The 14931-nt window shown below is 49.9% G+C and carries 12 protein-coding genes and 1 tRNA gene; 9 read left to right on the top strand and 4 right to left on the bottom strand.

Annotated elements, in window-relative coordinates:
- Positions 1-120: 120 nt before the first annotated feature.
- Positions 121-1284 (bottom strand): TonB-dependent receptor, encoded by a 1164-nt coding sequence (locus CSQ88_RS20055; protein WP_099399848.1) that lies wholly within the window; start codon positions 1282-1284, stop codon positions 121-123.
- 339 nt (positions 1285-1623) lie between these two features.
- On the opposite strand from CSQ88_RS20055, the gene CSQ88_RS20050 reads away from it, so the two are divergent.
- On the top strand, positions 1624-4107 hold the full coding sequence (locus CSQ88_RS20050; RefSeq protein ID WP_099399847.1) for a family 20 glycosylhydrolase: 2484 nt from the start codon (positions 1624-1626) through the stop codon (positions 4105-4107).
- Positions 4108-4161: 54 nt separating this feature from the next.
- On the opposite strand, the gene CSQ88_RS20045 is transcribed toward CSQ88_RS20050, so the two are convergent.
- The gene (locus CSQ88_RS20045; protein WP_099399850.1) at positions 4162-5295 is read right to left on the bottom strand and encodes a hypothetical protein; all 1134 of its coding nucleotides are present in this window, start codon (positions 5293-5295) and stop codon (positions 4162-4164) included.
- A gap of 187 nt (positions 5296-5482) precedes the next feature.
- Complete coding sequence (locus tag CSQ88_RS20040) at positions 5483-6076, bottom strand: superoxide dismutase (RefSeq protein ID WP_099399846.1); 594 nt, start codon at positions 6074-6076, stop codon at positions 5483-5485.
- 298 nt (positions 6077-6374) lie between these two features.
- On the opposite strand from CSQ88_RS20040, the gene CSQ88_RS20035 reads away from it, so the two are divergent.
- Both CSQ88_RS20035 and CSQ88_RS20030 read left to right on the top strand, forming a co-directional pair.
- A complete protein-coding gene (locus CSQ88_RS20035; RefSeq protein WP_099399849.1) occupies positions 6375-7301 on the top strand; it encodes a CobD/CbiB family protein in 927 nt (308 codons plus the stop codon).
- A 70-nt stretch (positions 7302-7371) separates the two neighbouring features.
- Positions 7372-8022: a fumarylacetoacetate hydrolase family protein gene (locus CSQ88_RS20030; protein WP_099399845.1), complete on the top strand. Its 651-nt coding sequence runs from the start codon at positions 7372-7374 to the stop codon at positions 8020-8022.
- Positions 8023-8084: 62 nt separating this feature from the next.
- Here CSQ88_RS20030 and tsaD read toward each other — a convergent pair whose 3' ends face one another.
- Entirely contained in the window at positions 8085-9098 is a 1014-nt protein-coding gene (gene tsaD / locus CSQ88_RS20025; RefSeq protein ID WP_099399844.1) for a tRNA (adenosine(37)-N6)-threonylcarbamoyltransferase complex transferase subunit TsaD, read from the bottom strand.
- A 175-nt stretch (positions 9099-9273) separates the two neighbouring features.
- Here tsaD and rpsU point away from each other — a divergent pair, with 175 nt between their 5' ends.
- The 6 genes from rpsU to CSQ88_RS19995 all read left to right on the top strand — a co-directional run bounded on the left by rpsU (position 9274) and on the right by CSQ88_RS19995 (position 14918).
- Entirely contained in the window at positions 9274-9486 is a 213-nt protein-coding gene (rpsU, locus tag CSQ88_RS20020; protein ID WP_046350429.1) for a 30S ribosomal protein S21, read from the top strand.
- 204 nt (positions 9487-9690) lie between these two features.
- Complete coding sequence (locus CSQ88_RS20015; RefSeq protein ID WP_099399843.1) at positions 9691-10134, top strand: GatB/YqeY domain-containing protein; 444 nt, start codon at positions 9691-9693, stop codon at positions 10132-10134.
- 88 nt (positions 10135-10222) lie between these two features.
- Positions 10223-12178, top strand: coding sequence for a DNA primase (dnaG, locus tag CSQ88_RS20010; protein WP_099399842.1), 1956 nt, complete (start codon positions 10223-10225; stop codon positions 12176-12178).
- Between the two features lie 205 nt (positions 12179-12383).
- Complete coding sequence (rpoD, locus tag CSQ88_RS20005; protein WP_099399841.1) at positions 12384-14336, top strand: RNA polymerase sigma factor RpoD; 1953 nt, start codon at positions 12384-12386, stop codon at positions 14334-14336.
- A 15-nt stretch (positions 14337-14351) separates the two neighbouring features.
- Positions 14352-14428, top strand: a tRNA-Ile gene (locus CSQ88_RS20000).
- Between the two features lie 169 nt (positions 14429-14597).
- Positions 14598-14918, top strand: a complete 321-nt coding sequence (locus CSQ88_RS19995) for a transposase (RefSeq protein WP_099399840.1) — start codon at positions 14598-14600, stop codon at positions 14916-14918.
- Positions 14919-14931: the final 13 nt, after the last annotated feature.

Genomic DNA, 14931 nt, shown 5'->3' with positions numbered 1-14931 from the left:
ACTCGGAACTGGAGCTGGCAAGATGAAGTGCAATTGAACCCCGACCGGGCTATTGAGCCTAAAACAAGCGAGGAATTACAGGTCGCTTAAATCGTAAAAACATCTCAACTATCTTGACAATTACCGTACACCTAAGACCGCACGTAGCATATCAGCTTGAATTTCGGACTGCTTTCTTGGGGCTTCAAAAATATATCGAGTGATTTGCAAGTTGCCTTTTGTTACACGGCCATCAACTTCTTTCCGGTATGCGGCATGATTAGGCGTAATCACATGGCTATTACCGTTAATCCACAAAGGATCCGCCGTAAAGTCAGCCGTCGCCCGGTTAATAGAAAATTCGGAGAACAACTCTGCATTCTCACCTAGCAATTTATTGAACTGCAAGTTCAAGCCAATGCTTTCAACATTTGCACCATCTTGCTTGTGATTCAAATCCGTGCGGCAAGTGACATCTCCTTTCTCGCTCGTTACTAATTTTTCGGTACAACCAGGGATCGCATATGTTTTTCCTGCATTGACATCGTAATAGGAGCCAGGTGTTGCTGCGGAACGATCATCCGTTCCGCCTAAGTCCGAGTAATTAAGATTTTTAGTGAGATCATGTTTATTTTGAATTGAAGGTTTTGATTTAGATACTGAGCCTAGAATTTGTAAGTTATATCCATCTTCATTCAGCTTACCAAAACCTGCCAAAGCCATTGCTGAGATGTTTTCTGCATCACCAGCTAGATTAGCTCCTGTAGAGCCGTGCAAAATATAACCTTCAAAGTTTTGTTTTGTTTTGAAGTTAATTACACCAGACACGGCATCGGAACCATAAATAGCCGAAGCGCCATCACTCAGAATCTGAATTTCTTCAATCATATCTAGTGGTAGTGAATTTAAATTCACTGCACTTGAATCAAAATTAGCTAAGCCATGGGGGGCAACGCGGCGACCATTTACCAATACCAGTACATTTTTAGCTCCCATACCACGCAAATCAGCGGTGGCGGCTCCTTTAGAAAAGCTGTTGTCCGCCGTGCCCAAGGCGCCATTTGATGATGGTGATAATGCATTGAGTGCTTCAGCAGCAGTTTTTGCACCAGTTTGCTCTAACTCCTCTCGTTTGATGACAGTCACCAAAGAAACACCTTCTTTACTAATGCGTTTGATACTAGAGCCAACCACTTCCACTCGTTCAACTTTGTTTACTGCTTGAGTTGTTTCAGCAGCAAAAGTAAAAGTTACGCAGCTAATGCTGGCAATGGCGAGTGCTAAGGCTTTGATTGGGAATTTCATCTCTCGGCTTCCTTGGATCAGGCTTGTTTTAATTGAATAAGTGCCGCTGTAAGTAAGCGTGTAGCTTGATCGTAACAATTACCTTGTAAATATTCCCGTTTAAAACAGTAAGTCATCTTGTTTGTTGCGTGCTTATAACACTTGCTGCAATGAATCACCTTTCACTGGGTGCGGAGGCGGCCTTTGTTTTGTCTTTTAGAGGTGCCGGGGCGATGAGGCTTTCTTAAACTCCGCAATACAAGCAAAGCCTCCGGCTGGTTTACATGATTGATTGCTTCTACACTCGGGTTGCTCTTTAGAGCGTGGTGTTTTCATATAAAAACGAGAAGGGAAGACAAGATGACGCAGCCAGCGGGTGCACATATACAGTTGAAGTGGGAATGCCTGACTAATCATTACGAGGGTGATCACTTTTTAGCCGAGCTGACGATTACTAATCTGTCGGATGTCGCTTTAAGCGGGCAGGACTGGGCCATTTATTTCAATACCTGCCGCAAGATTAAGCCTGAAACGGTGCAAGGTGGCGTGGTGATGGAGCATGTAAACGGCGACGTTTCACGCTTTATTCCTGCAGCGGATTTTGCGGGCCTGCCTGCGGGCGCTTCGATGGTGGTTCGTTACCAGGGGATCTTCTGGGTGATTAACGAAACCGATGCGCCGCTGGGCTTTTATATTGTGTATGGCAATGCGGTGGCCGATGCCATTGGTGATCCACAGATCGTGCCTTTCAGCCGCCCGGAGCAATGTAATCGTAATTTGGCAGATGCCGTGCCTTTGATGACGCCTGCATTACGTTTTGCTGAGAACCAGGCACTCACGCTATTGCCGAGTGACGCCGTTGGCAAAATCACGCCAACACCAACAGAGGCGCGCTGGGATGCGGGCCAGTACCTGATTACGGCGGCAACTTTGATTGTGCATGACGAAGTGCTGGCTAAAGAGGCTGCCTTTTTGCGTGCTGCTTTGCGCGATGTATCGGGTGTGGAATTACAGAGAGCCAGTCGTGGTGCTGGCATTACCTTGCAGCTCGGCAAGGTGGATGTGGCCGGCAGCGGCGCACCGCTGGAGGCTTACAGCCTGGAAGTGAGTGCTGCTGGAATTGTGATTACGGGTGCAAGTGCGGCAGGGGTAATGAATGGGATTCAATCGCTGCGTCAGCTTTTACCAGTAGACAGCTATCTTAATCCGCAGCCTGGCCTGGCCGTGCCTTTCGGCTATGTGATTGATGCGCCGCGTTTTGCTTATCGCGGTATGCATCTGGATGTAGGTCGTAATTTTTCCAGCAAGGAAACGGTCTTACGGCTTTTGGATTGCATGGCTTTATATAAGCTGAATAAATTTCACTTCCATTTAACCGACGATGAAGGCTGGCGTTTAGAGATTCCCTCTCTGCCCGTGCTAACCGAAATTGGATCTTTGCGTGGCTTTAGCCCTAATGAAGAAAGCAGCTTGCTGCCAAGTTTTGGCTCAGGCGCGGTGGTGCAGGGCTCGGCCGGAACGGGTTTTTATAGCCGCGCAGACTTTATTGAAATTTTGCAATTTGCTACTGCCCGCCATATTGAGGTGATCCCTGAAATCGACGTGCCCGGCCACGCCCGCGCCGCGATCAAGGCGATGGAATTGCGCTATGAGCGCTTAAAGGCCGCTGGTGATTTGGCGGGGGCAGAGGAATATCTGCTGAGTGATTTCAACGACCAATCCAAATATGAATCGGTGCAGCTGTGGCACGACAATGTGATGTGTATTGGCCAGGAGTCTTGCTATCGCTTTATTGAAACGGTTTTAGTGGATATGAAGGCGATGTTTGCCGAAGCAGGCGCACCTCTGACCACCATGCATACCGGTGGTGATGAAGTGCCGCATGGTGCGTGGGAAGGCTCGCCCATTTGTCAGGCCTTTATGCAAGAGCAGGGCATTACTTCGATTCAGGGCTTACAAAATTATTTCCTTGCGCGTTATCGCACCCTGCTGCAAAAGCACAATCTGGTGTTTGGTGGCTGGGAAGAAATCGCTCTGTCTAAGCAAGATGGCAAGCATGGCCCGAACCCGGAATTTGTAGACGCCAAATTCCAGCCCTATGTCTGGAATAATGTCTGGGGCTGGGGGCAGGAGGATTTTGCCTATCAGCTGGCTAATGCGGGCTATCAGGTGGTGCTCTCGAACGTAACCAATCTGTATTTCGATTTGTCCTACGCAAAAGATCCGCAAGAGCCTGGCTATTATTGGGGCGGCTTTATCGAAACGCGTGGCGCTTATGAATTCTGCCCGTTGGATATTTACACCACTGCAACGGTGAATTTATTTGGCCAGCCACTGGATGCAGACAGCCTTGCTAAAATGCAGCGTTTAACGGCAGAGGGCACTAAAAATGTGCTGGGTATGCAGGGCCAGCTTTGGGGCGAAAATGCACGCAGCCAGGGGCGGGTTGAATACCTTGCCATGCCACGGGTAATTGCACTGGCAGAGCGTGCCTGGGCGGCTGATCCGGGCTGGACTAAGATCAGTGATAAAGCCGCACGGGCAGCAAAAATGGATGCAGATTGGAACCAATTTGCCAACCGCCTGGGGCAGCGCGATATGCCGCGTCTGGATGGTTTTGTCGGTGGCTACGGCTACCGGATCCCCTTGCCGGGCGTGCAGCGCGTGGATGGCAAGGTTTCGCTGAATGTATCTGCGCCGGGTTTGGCGCTGCGTTACACCCAGGATGGCAGCGAGCCCAATGCGCAATCGGCACTTTACACCGGGCCGTTTGCAGCTGAAGGGGTCATTAAAGCCGCCAGCTTCAGCCGTACAGGGCGTAAGAGCAAGACCGTAGTGGCTTAAAGCGTTTTTTCGCAGGGTGTGCAACGATCCTGTACACCCTGCAAAGCCATGTGTTTACTTCGCCAGCGCCGCCTTCAGCATTTCTTCAATCTGCTGAACAATTGCCGCTTCCTTATCTGCATCATATTGCTTAATCGCAGGCGTATGGATATGGCCAACAGGGATTTTTGCCCCCAACTGATCGCGCAGGCGCAGGCTGCGGTAGGAAATCTCATTGGATAAATAACCACCGCCAGAGCCTTCTACAGAGACTTCATTGGCTAATGCGGCCAGATTTTTCGGGCAATACTCTTTTTGCCGCAGAGTGCTGATGGTGCAGTTATCGTGCACAATAAATGGGGTTTGTACGGTAAGCATATTTTTAATGGGCAGGCTGAACTCTACAAATTCTGCACCCGGCAAAGTCTTGCCTTTTAGCAGAGGCAGTACAGGGTTTGTTAGTGTTCCACCCGTTTTAATATTTAGATTATCCGGAAAATCAGCCGAGCGGCGTTTGCCCGGGTAGCGCTCTAAATCAAAATCTTTGCGTCCCATGCTGACGGTCACGATTAAATCGACAGGGTTTTTAAGATAGGTCGTAAGCAGGTCTTCCACAAAGCCCGCATCAAAATCGGCAAAACGAACGGGGGCAATGGCCGTTTCGATTTGCGCCCGCTGGCCATTTACTTCAATAAATTTGCCATCCAGCAGCAGGGCCGCCAGCCCGGATGGGTTGCTTTGATTAATGTTTCTGTCCAGCAGAAAAGGATCAAAGCCCGTAAACAGGATGCGTTTTACCCCTTGGGTGTAGCGGATATCCTGAATGCCCCGGCTGTTTTGCTCAAACAGGGCCAGCCAGCTGTTTCTTAGGGCGGCATCGGCATCAAAGCCTAATTTGCTATCGCGGATTTGTTGGGTAATAGCAAGGCGTGCCCAGTAGAGCGGCCGGTCATCCGTGGTTTGCCGCGCTTGCTGGCGGGCAGTATTCCATAGCGTCTGCCCGGTGCTGATTAATAAGGCTTCCACTTCCGTACTATTTTTTGCCGCAACTAAGCTTGTGCTTAATTTGCTGATTTGTGTTTCAAAAGGAGCCAGTAAATGTGGCATTGCGGCTTTGGCAGCCTCAGATCGGTTTTCTTCCACACTGGCCGCAAGGCTGGATGCACTAAAAATCAGACTAAGGCAGAGGCAGACCGCTTTTAATGTCATATAAATATTTTCCGTTTGGTTGCTGGAGTATTGAGTGCGAAAGCATAAGCCGATGTGTTTTACAGCAGGCATAAAAAAACGTCTGGGCCTGCATACTGTTGTATGTAAGCGCCAGACGTTTTTTCTGTATCAGTATGCTGATGCAGACCTTGAGTACCAGTCAGCATCAGCATACTGAATGTGATAATTAAGCTGCTAAGCGTGCTGCAACTACATCCCAGTCAACCAGCTTCCAGAAGCCTGTCAGGTAGTTAGGGCGGCTGTTGCGGTAGTCGATGTAGTAAGCGTGCTCCCAAACATCACAGGTCAGCAGCGCAGTGTCAGCTGTTGTCAGTGGTGTTGCCGCTGCTGAAGTGTTTACGATATCGAGTGAGCCATCTGCTTTCTTAACCAGCCATGTCCAGCCAGAGCCAAAGTTGCCGGCAGCAGATGCATTGAATGCTTCTTGGAACTTAGCAAACGAGCCCCATTTTGCATCAATTGCAGCAGCCAGAGCATCAGCAGGAGCGCGGTCTGCAGCTTCTGCATTAGGCTTAAAGCCCAGCCAAAAGAAAGTGTGGTTCCAAACTTGAGCCGCGTTATTAAACAGGCCGCCAGCTGGGGCTTTTTTAACGATTTCTTCAAGCGACAAAGATTCGTTATCAGTGCCTTTGATTAAATTGTTTAAATTAGTGATGTAAGTCTGGTGATGCTTGCCATAGTGATATGACAATGTTTCAGCAGACATAAATGGTGCTAAAGCATCTTGGGCGTAAGGCAATTCTGGTAGCTTGTGTTCCATCGTGATCTCCGATCGGGTATGTTTTTAGGCGCGAAACAGCTCAGGTAAATATTGGGACTAAGCCGTCTTTTTTCAAGCGCTAAGCAGGATGTTAAATAGTGCCGGTATTTTGCCAGCTTTCTGGCAAATTAAGTCGTAAATCTGTTCCAAATTGTCGCTAAGTCGCACTGCTTACGTTATGTTTGCAATAATTAAAATATTAGCGCTGCACTATCCACGTTTTGGGGCTGGCGGCTGCCTGTGGTATCTTTCGCCGTCTGCAAAAGTTGTCGGCAAGACCGGCTTCGGGAATATAAAAATGACTATCCTCGCACTTATTATTGCATTGGCACTGGAGCAGTTCCGGCCATTATCCAACCGCAATCTGTTTACGCTGGCTTTTGTACGCCTTGCTAATCAACTGGAGCGTGGTTTAAACGCAGGTGAGTTCCGTAATGGTATGGGAGCATGGCTGCTGCTGGTATTGCCACTCCTGATTGTATCGTTTTTGGTTTACCTGCTGCTATGCCGCGTTAATGTGGGCTTTGCCCTGCTCTGGGATGTGGCCATCCTGTATCTGACCATGGGCTTTCGTCAGTTTAGTCATGCGTTTTCGGGGATTTCAAAAGCCTTGCAGGCAGAGGATTTAGATACTGCACGTGCGTTGCTAGCTGATTGGAGCGGGCAGCATACGTCTGAAATGAGCGCGGATGAAGTCTCCAGAATGGCGATTGAGCAAGGCCTTGCGGATTCTTATCGCTATGTATTCGGTACTTTATTCTGGTTTGTGGTGCTGGCCTGGTTTGCTGGCCCGGCTGGTGCGCTGCTTTATCGCTCAGCCAGTTTGCTTGCGCAAAAGTGGGGCCGCAGCTCGGGTGCATTCGGGCGTTTCTCGGTGCTGATTTTAGAGTTGCTTGATTATCTGCCTGTGCGCCTTACGGCTGCCAGCTTTGCAATTATGGGCAATTTTGAAGATGCGGTGTATTGCTGGCGCACTCAGGCGCAAAGCTGGACAGATTATATCGATGGCATTTTGTTATCGAGTGGCGCCGGTGCCATCGGTGTGCGCCTTGGCGATACCCTGCATCAGGATCACACAGTGAAGTTTCGCCCGGAGCTGGGTGTGGGCGAGGCTGCAACCCCCGATTATCTGGCGAGCGCTGTTGGTTTGATCTGGCGTACGGCAATTTTGTGGATTGCACTGGTATTACTTTTTAGCCTTGGCTCCTGGCTGGGGCGTGTTTAATACGGTGTGTTTGGTTTTTATTTGACTCATTTAAAAGCGGAAATTCGTCCGCAAACTGAGGAATTTGCCTGTGCCCAGTATCCGAATCGATCAAGCCGATCTTCGCGTAAATAATATCTTCTGTGTTGCCCGTAATTATTTTGCTCATGCTGCAGAAATGGGCGCAAGCATCGGCAGCGAGCCTGTGGTTTTTATTAAGCCTAACTCCGCCATTTTGCAGTCTGGCCAGGCGCTGCAATTGCCTTCATGGTCCAAAGATGTGCACCACGAAGCAGAGCTGGTGGTGGCCATTGGCCGGGGCGGCAAAAATATCAGCAAGGAAAACGCGCTGGAGCATGTGGCGGGTTATGCGCTGGGGCTGGATTTAACCGCCCGGGATGTGCAGGCAGAAGCCAAGCGGGCGGGCATGCCGTGGACTTTATCCAAAGGCTTTGACGGTGCCGCAGTGCTGACGCAGTTTGTGCCTGCCAGTGCCATTCGCAATCCGTTTGAATTAGAGTTCACTTTAGAAATTAATGGTAAAAGCAAGCAGCAGGCTGATACGCGATTAATGGCTTTTGATGTGGCTACCCTGATCTCATGGATTTCCAGCCGTTTTACGCTGCAGGCCGGAGATTTAATTTATACCGGCACGCCAGAAGGGGTGGGGCAGCTTCATTCGGGTGATCAGCTCAAGCTGACGCTGGGCGATTTGATCGAAGAGAAGTTTGTAGTGGCCTGATGGTGTTGTTTTTAAGCAAGACAAGCGGTGTGCAAAAGCCCCTTTTGCACACCGCTTTCAATTTAAACCGCGGGTAAGCTGGATAAATCCCAGCGGGGCTGAACGGCATAGCTGCCTGCCGGTGTGGCAAATTTCAGCCGCTGCGCGCCGGCAAAGGCAATCATCGCGCCATTGTCGGTACATAATTCAAGTGGCGGGTAAAAGACTTCAAAGCGGCGTTTTTTGGCGGCAGCATCAAGGCCTGCACGCAGCTGTTTATTTGCACCCACGCCGCCGGCAATTACCAGGCGGTTCATTCCGGTTTGCTTGAGTGCTGCCAGGCACTTTTTACTGAGCACTTCTACCACTGCCTCTTGAAATGCAGCGCAAATATCAGCTTGCGTTTGCGGATCAAGCTCGTCCTGCTTGCTTGCCAGTTGCAGTACGGCCGTTTTTAAGCCGCTGAAGCTAAAGTCCAGGTTGCCAGAATGCAACATAGGGCGTGGAAGATTAAAACGCTTCGCGTCACCCCGCTCGGCCAGTTTAGATAGGGCCGGGCCACCGGGGTAGCCCAGTCCTAATAATTTGGCTGATTTATCAAATGCTTCGCCCGCTGCATCATCAACCGTTTCCCCCAGGATTTCGTACTGACCAATGCCGCGCACAGCCATAAGTTGCGTGTGCCCGCCGGAAACCAGCAGTGCGATAAACGGAAACTGAGGTGCGGGATCGGCCAGAAGCGGAGAAAGTAAATGCCCTTCCAGGTGATGCACAGCGACCACAGGCTTGCCCAGCGAAAAGGCGAGCGCATTGGCAACCGACGCACCCACCAGCAGCGCACCGGCCAGCCCCGGGCCTGCTGTGTAGGCTACTGCGTCAATATCTGCCAGTGTTTTGCCTGATTCAGCCAAGCAGGCCGAGGTAAGAGGGAGGGCCCGGCGGATATGATCACGTGAGGCCAGCTCGGGTACAACGCCGCCATATTCGGTGTGCATGGCGATTTGCGAGTGGATTTGATGCGCAAGCAAACCCGCATCTGTGTCGTATAGCGCAATGCCGGTTTCGTCACAAGAAGATTCAATGCCTAATACCAGCATGCCGATACTCTATAAAAAAGGGAGGTAATGCGCTATATTAGCGGGCTGTTGCAGATCTATAAAGCACTGATACTCGATCACCCTTTGACAGGTGACAATAGTTTATGGATAATGCTACGCCTTGATTGATGTAAACGATTCGGTCTTTCAGATCATCGTAAAACAGGATTGCTCGATGCCTAACGTACGCGTAAAAGAAAATGAACCGTTTGAAGTTGCGATGCGTCGCTTCAAGCGTGCTGTTGAAAAAACTGGCCTGCTGACAGACCTTCGCTCACGCGAATTCTACGAAAAGCCAACGGCTGAACGTAAACGCAAACAAGCTGCTGCTGTAAAGCGTCAGCACAAGCGTCTGCGTAGCCAAACACTGCCACCAAAACTCTACTAAGAGTTTTTGTAGCAGCGCATGCCGGAAGGTCGCCTAGAGCGGCCTTTTAGCATTTCTACTCAATTGATCGTTGCAGTGTTAATACTCATTAAGCCAGTTTCTGAAAGTAGCTAAGCCGTTTTAAATCTGCGGCTGAAATTATTTTTGGATGGTGCGCCCGGAGTATTATCGTGCGGTGATCTGCTTCAATCACAGGGAATGACCATGACTCTCAGACTGCAAATCCAGAACGATATGAAAACCGCAATGAAGGCAAAAGAGGCTGATCGCCTTGGTACGATTCGTCTTTTGCTGGCTGCAATTAAACAGCGCGAAGTGGATGAGCGAATTGAGCTGGATGATGCTGCGGTCACTGCTGTGATTGAAAAAATGCTCAAGCAGCGCAAAGACAGTATTCAGCAGTTTGAAGCAGCTAATCGCCAGGATCTCGCGGATAAAGAAAAGCTGGAAGTGGCTGTGCTGGCGGCATATATGCCTCAGCAGTGCTCCCCTGAAGAAGTGGCTGCAGCCGTAAACGCTGCAATTACTGCCCATGGCAAAACGCCTGCGGCAATGGGCAAGATTATGGCTGAGTTAAAAGCTGCTTTGTCTGGTCGTGCCGATATGAGCGAAGTTTCTAAATTGGTGAAAGCAGGAATGGCGGCTTAATCCATTGCATTAACGGGCAGGTGTAATTTTTTACACCTGCTTGTATCGATTTATTCAGACCATCTTTTAAGGCAGAAAACAGCACAAGATGGCAAAAATACCTGACGATTTTATTCAAGATCTCCTTAATCGCGTCGATATTGTCGACGTTGTTGAGCGCTATCTGCCGCTTAAAAAAGCGGGTCAGAATTACAGTGCTTGTTGCCCGTTTCATAAAGAAAAATCACCCTCGTTTACGGTAAGCCAGACCAAGCAGTTTTATCACTGTTTTGGCTGTGGCGCGCATGGTTCGGCGGTGGGTTTTGTGATGGAGCATCAGGGAATGAGTTTTCCCGATGCGGTACGGATGCTGGCCGAATCGGTGGGCATGCAGGTGCCCGTCAGCGATGCGCCAATGAGCGAAAAAGCCAAGGCAGCACCAGGCATTTATGACGTTCTGAAAACGGCCATGAATTATTACCGGGCGCAGCTTAAAACAGCGCCTGCGGCCATCGAATACCTGAAAAGCCGGGGTGTTGAAGGCAGAACTGCCGCTCGTTTTGGTCTGGGTTTTGCACCAAGTGCAGGGCAGTCACTGAAAACCGTGTTTGCCGATTATGATAAAAACCCGGTGATTAAAGAAGCCGGCCTCGTGGCAGAAGAAGAGAATACCCTCAGGCGCTACGATCGGTTTCGCTCACGGGTGTTATTCCCTATTTTGAATCAGCGCAGCCAGGTGATTGGTTTTGGCGGCCGGATTATGGGCAATGGTGCGCCCAAGTACTTGAATTCACCAGAAACGCCCGTATTTGAGAAGGGTAAAGAGCTATATGGTTTACCACAGGCCAGAGCCGCGATACGTGATCGCGGCCGTGTGCTGGTGGTAGAGGGCTATATGGATGTGGTGATGCTGAATCAGCATGGTGTGGAATACGCCGTTGCCTCCTTGGGAACCGCCTGCACACCAGAGCATATCCGTAAATTACTGAAGCTGGCTGACGAAGTATATTTTTGTTTTGATGGCGATAAAGCGGGCAAAAAAGCCGCATGGCGGGCGCTGGAAAATAGTTTGGAGCAGCTGGTCGATGGAAAAAAATTAGCATTCTTATTTTTGCCCGCCGAGCATGATCCGGATTCCTACGTACAGGAATTTGGTCAGGCGCAGTTTGAAAGTGCGCTCTTGCAAGATTCAGTGCCGCTTGCGCAGTTTTTGCTGAAAGAGTTGTCAGCGCAGGTTGAGCTGGAAAGCGAAGAAGGCAGGGCTAAATTAATTTCCTTAGCTGCCCCTATGCTTAGCCAGGTGAAGGCGCCGGCTTTTGGCATGATGATCAGAAAGCGCCTTGCGGAGCTGTCCCGCCTGGAAATGAGCGAATTAAGCACCGTTTTGGATGGCAGCCCTGTAAGATCTGTGCCCGAATATGTGCCAAGTGAAAATTATCAGGCAGATATTGTCCCCGAATCCTGGCAGGAAAACCAGGCATGGTCGAATGAGTGGCAGCCTGGCCCGAAGCAAAGCAAGCAGTATGCCCGGCAAGAGAGTCGCCCGGCATGGAAGCCAAACTGGCAGCCAAAAGGTAAATGGAAGGGGCGCGGCGACGAACGGATGCCCGCTCATCTGATGCCAAGACCTGCACCCAGAGCCGCACCGACCGGGCCTGTGCATAAATTGATTCAACTGGTCTTAGCGCACCCGGATTTGGTGCGCCGCACTGAGCCGGTATGGTTATCGTGGCCAGAGACCGATGCAATGGGTCTGGCGCAAGAATTGCTTCAAAAGATTTGCAAATATCCGGATTTATCCAGTTTGCAAGTCGTTGAATCATGGCAGGGCATGTTTGACTACGATGTATTACATCGTTTGCTTATTTCTGGCGGGGAGTATTTTGATAAAGCCTCAGAGGCTGAGCTGGATGAGCAACTGGCTGCTACTTTAAAAGCAGTGGAAGTCAGTGTGATTCGCCCTATGATGCAAGAGCGGTTTTATGCTCTGACCTATAAGCAAGCAAATGGTGGACTAACGGAGGCAGAAAAACTGGAATTTGCAGCACTCGTATCCCGCCGGTAATCATTATTGGCAACAAAATGTAGCGATTGCTGTCTTAAATAACCTGCGTTTACAACGTAAACGAGGACTATGGTGGCTTATTGTCACGGCAGAATCGGCATTATTGTTGACTGGTGAGATGCGGTGGATTTACTTATGCCGAAGAATTGTCACAAATTTGTGATACAATCTACGGTTTTCCCGAACATACCTGAACTCGAGAGTCATGGCGGCAGATCAAGAAATCGACAACGACGACCAAGCGCGGACTGATTTCCGTGAGGTCAATCGGCCATCTGCTGAGCAGAAGGCCGACCCCGAACAACGTAAAGCGAAATTTAAAACGCTGATCGTGCTCGGTAAGGAGCGCGGCTATCTAACCTACGCCGAGATCAACGACCACCTGCCAGATGACATGCTGGATGCCGAGCAAATCGAAGGCATCATCAGCATGATCAGCAATATGGGCATCCAGGTGTACGACGAAGCGCCGGACGCAGAAGATCTGCTTATGTCCGATGCAGCGCCGTCTGTGCCAGATGAAGATGCTGCTGAAGAAGCTGAAGCTGCGCTGTCTTCCGTTGATGCAGAATTTGGTCGTACTACCGATCCTGTGCGCATGTATATGCGTGAAATGGGTACGGTAGAGCTCTTAACCCGTGAAGGCGAAATTGAAATCGCCAAACGGATTGAGGACGGTCTTAAGCACATGATCCAGGCGATCTCTGCCTGCCCGACTACCGTAGCCTATATTCTGGGCCTGGTAGAAAAAGGCCTCGCTGATGAGATTCGTATTGATGATGTGATTGATGGCTTTATCGATCCTAACGCTGACGAAAACACCCCACCGCCAATCGAAGTGATTGAAGCGGAAGCAGAGGATGCAGACGATGCGGTAGACGAGGAAGACGGCGAAGAAGATGACGGCAGTGCCGCCGCTAAAGCCAACCTTGAGCTGTTAAAAGTTCAGGTGCGTGAACATTTCGACATCGTGCGTGAGCACTTTGACAAAATGATCAAGGCGCTGGCTAAAGAAGGCGCGCATGGCAAAAGTTATCTGGAACATCAGCAAGCCATTGCTGGTATTTTCCTGATTACCCGCTTCTCGGCCCGCCAGGTTGAATCGCTATGCGATCAGCTTCGTGGCATGGTGGATGAAATCCGCAGCTGCGAGCGTGAAATCATGGACATCTGTACTGTCCGGGTAAAAATGCCGCGCGATCACTTTATCAAAACCTTCCCTGGCCGTGAGACAGATACGGCGTGGGTAGTGGATGAGATCAACTACGGTCATAAATATTCCGCCATTCTTGCGCGCTACCAGCACGCCATTATGGAAAAGCAACAAACTCTGGCTCAGTTGCAAGTTAACGCAATGATTCAGATTAAGGACCTCAAGGAAATCAACCGTCAGATGTCGACGGGCGAAGCCAAGGCCCGCCGCGCCAAGCGCGAAATGATTGAAGCCAACTTGCGTCTGGTTATTTCGATTGCTAAGAAATACACCAACCGCGGTTTGCAGTTCCTTGACCTGATTCAGGAAGGCAATATCGGCCTGATGAAAGCGGTAGATAAGTTTGAATATCGCCGTGGTTACAAGTTTTCGACTTACGCCACATGGTGGATTCGCCAGGCGATTACCCGTTCGATTGCCGATCAGGCCCGTACCATTCGTATTCCGGTACACATGATCGAAACAATCAACAAGATGAACCGTATTCAACGGCAAATCTTGCAGGAAACCGGTATTGAACCGACTCCTGACGAGCTCGCTGATAAAATGGAAATGCCGGAAGACAAGATCCGCAAAATCCTCAAGATCGCAAAAGAACCGATCTCGATGGAAACGCCGATCGGTGACGACGACGATTCCCATTTGGGTGATTTCATCGAAGACTCAAACAATCTGGCTCCTGCTGAAGCCGCTATCTACGCAGGCTTGCGTGAAGCGACTAAGGAAGTGCTGGATACCCTGACACCGCGTGAAGCCAAAGTTCTGCGTATGCGCTTTGGTATTGATATGAATACCGATCACACGCTGGAAGAAGTGGGTAAGCAGTTTGATGTGACACGTGAGCGTATTCGTCAGATCGAAGCCAAGGCTTTACGTAAGCTTCGCCACCCGACTCGTTCAGAAAGACTGAAAAGTTTTGTTGAAAGTCAGGCCAGTGAAGGTTAATATAGCGCCTCTTATGGGCCTGTAGCTCAGTTGGTTAGAGCAGAGGACTCATAATCCTTTGGTCGTCGGTTCAAGTCCGACCGGGCCCACCAAAAAAATCAACGGCTTACGCATCTGTGCGTAGGCCGTTTGATTTTGCGGATTGCGAAAAGCACATTTTAAGCGCAGTAACTATCCACGAAACCCGCATTACCGTCCTTGATGTAGGCTGCTAAATATGGACACCTTCAATTGAGATAAAATCATCTCTGGAGGTAAGTCATGGCAAGTCGTTATACCGCTGCATTTCGTGCAGAAGCCGTTAAATTAGTGCTCGAACAACACTTGAATGTGCCGCAAGCCGCCAAGCAATTAGCGATGCCCAAACAGACGCTAGATAAGTGGGTCAAATTGGCACAGCAAGGCAAGTTAGCGGGGCTGGATCAGCATCGCGTTCAACCCGTCGATGAGCTCAGTGCCGAGGTCGCTAGCGGTAATTGTCAAACCAGTTGTCGCCTTAATCGTTTAATATTTATGCCGTTCTTTGCTCTGCTTTTTTCCTTACAGCACCCGTCTCCGCTTCCGGTGATTTTTCTGGATTGAGGTGGACGATATT

Source organism: Iodobacter sp. BJB302 (assembly GCF_002735645.1).
Lineage (GTDB): Bacteria > Pseudomonadota > Gammaproteobacteria > Burkholderiales > Chitinibacteraceae > Iodobacter.
The sequence above is the reverse complement of the archived record's forward strand: the minus strand, read 5'-3'. Positions and strand labels throughout refer to the sequence as shown.

Bases quoted from the DNA above. Each gene is read 5' to 3' on its own strand.
- CSQ88_RS20055 (WP_099399848.1), bottom strand. From the start codon at position 1,284: ATGAAATTCCCAATCAAAGCCTTAGCACTCGCCATTGCCAGCATTAGC.
- CSQ88_RS20050 (WP_099399847.1), top strand. From the start codon at position 1,624: ATGACGCAGCCAGCGGGTGCACATATACAGTTGAAGTGGGAATGCCTG.
- CSQ88_RS20045 (WP_099399850.1), bottom strand. From the start codon at position 5,295: ATGACATTAAAAGCGGTCTGCCTCTGCCTTAGTCTGATTTTTAGTGCA.
- CSQ88_RS20040 (WP_099399846.1), bottom strand. From the start codon at position 6,076: ATGGAACACAAGCTACCAGAATTGCCTTACGCCCAAGATGCTTTAGCA.
- CSQ88_RS20035 (WP_099399849.1), top strand. From the start codon at position 6,375: ATGACTATCCTCGCACTTATTATTGCATTGGCACTGGAGCAGTTCCGG.
- tsaD (WP_099399844.1), bottom strand. From the start codon at position 9,098: ATGCTGGTATTAGGCATTGAATCTTCTTGTGACGAAACCGGCATTGCG.
- rpsU (WP_046350429.1), top strand. From the start codon at position 9,274: ATGCCTAACGTACGCGTAAAAGAAAATGAACCGTTTGAAGTTGCGATG.
- CSQ88_RS20015 (WP_099399843.1), top strand. From the start codon at position 9,691: ATGACTCTCAGACTGCAAATCCAGAACGATATGAAAACCGCAATGAAG.
- dnaG (WP_099399842.1), top strand. From the start codon at position 10,223: ATGGCAAAAATACCTGACGATTTTATTCAAGATCTCCTTAATCGCGTC.
- rpoD (WP_099399841.1), top strand. From the start codon at position 12,384: ATGGCGGCAGATCAAGAAATCGACAACGACGACCAAGCGCGGACTGAT.
- CSQ88_RS19995 (WP_099399840.1), top strand. From the start codon at position 14,598: ATGGCAAGTCGTTATACCGCTGCATTTCGTGCAGAAGCCGTTAAATTA.